Source organism: Actinomycetospora sp., from assembly GCF_055612215.1.
In genome coordinates, this window is record NZ_JBVPVA010000863.1 from 1 (window position 1) to 1,086 (window position 1,086).

The following is a 1,086-nucleotide window of genomic DNA, read 5'->3' on the forward strand; positions in this document are numbered from 1 at the left end:
GACGAGAGGGGCGAGCGCGCGATGACGACCACCACCGCCGGCACGACCGGCGACAGCACCACCGCGGAGCCGACGAAGCTCGAGCAGCTCCGCGCCCGGTACCCGTGGCTCGACCACCTCGTCCGCGCCGGCGCCCGCTACACCGAGAAGCACGGGGATCACTACGCCGCGGCCATCACCTACTTCTCGATCCTGGCCATGGTGCCGCTGCTGATGATCGCGTTCGCGGCGGCGGCGTTCGTGCTGGCCAACGACCAGGCGCTGCTCGGCCAGATCCAGTCCAGCATCACCGCGGCCGCCCCGCCCGGGCTCGGCGACCTGCTCAACAGCGTGATCGACCAGGCGATCGCGCAGCGCAGCGCGGTGGGGATCATCGGTCTGCTCGGCGCGCTCTACTCCGGCCTCGGCTGGATGTCGAACCTGCGCGAGGCCCTGTCCGAGCAGTGGGACCAGCGCGGCGAGCCGCCGACGGTCGTGAAGCGCTACCTCGGTGACCTCCTCGCCATGATCGGGCTGGGCATCGCGTTCGCCCTGTCGTTCGCGATCACCGGCGTCGCCTCCGGCGCCTCCCACGCCATCGCCCGCTTCCTCGGTCTCGAGGGGCAGGTCTGGGTGCAGGTGCTCCTCACGATCGCCGGCATCGTCATCACCCTGGTCGCGAACTGGCTGGTGTTCCTCTGGGTGATCGCGCGGCTGCCCCGCGAGCCGGTGACGCTGCGCTCGGCCGGCCGGGCCGCGATCCTCGCCTCGGTGGGCTTCGTGGTCCTCCAGCAGGTCATGACGGTCTACATCTCGAGCGTCACGAACTCGCCCGCCGGCGCGGCGTTCGGGCCGATCATCGGTCTGCTGGTCTTCGCCAACTTCGTCTCGCGCTTCATCCTGTTCGTCACCGCCTGGGCGGCGACGCTCAAGGAGAACGAGCGCGAGGAGATCCCCGAGCCGGCGCCCGTCATCGTCCGGCCGGCGGTCACCGTGGGCCGGACCCCCGGCGCCGGCGCGACGGCGGGCCTCCTCGGCGCGGGTGCCGTGCTCGGCGTCGTCGGCAGCATCCTCGGGGTCAACGGGATGCGGCGCGGCCGCCGCTGA

General features: G+C 72.1%; 1 protein-coding gene. It reads left to right on the plus strand.

What is annotated here, in order from left to right:
* The first annotated feature begins 21 nt into the window (after positions 1-21).
* Positions 22-1,086, plus strand: coding sequence for an inner membrane protein YhjD (gene yhjD, locus AC0CYZ_RS23485; protein WP_472219817.1), 1,065 nt, complete (start codon positions 22-24; stop codon positions 1,084-1,086).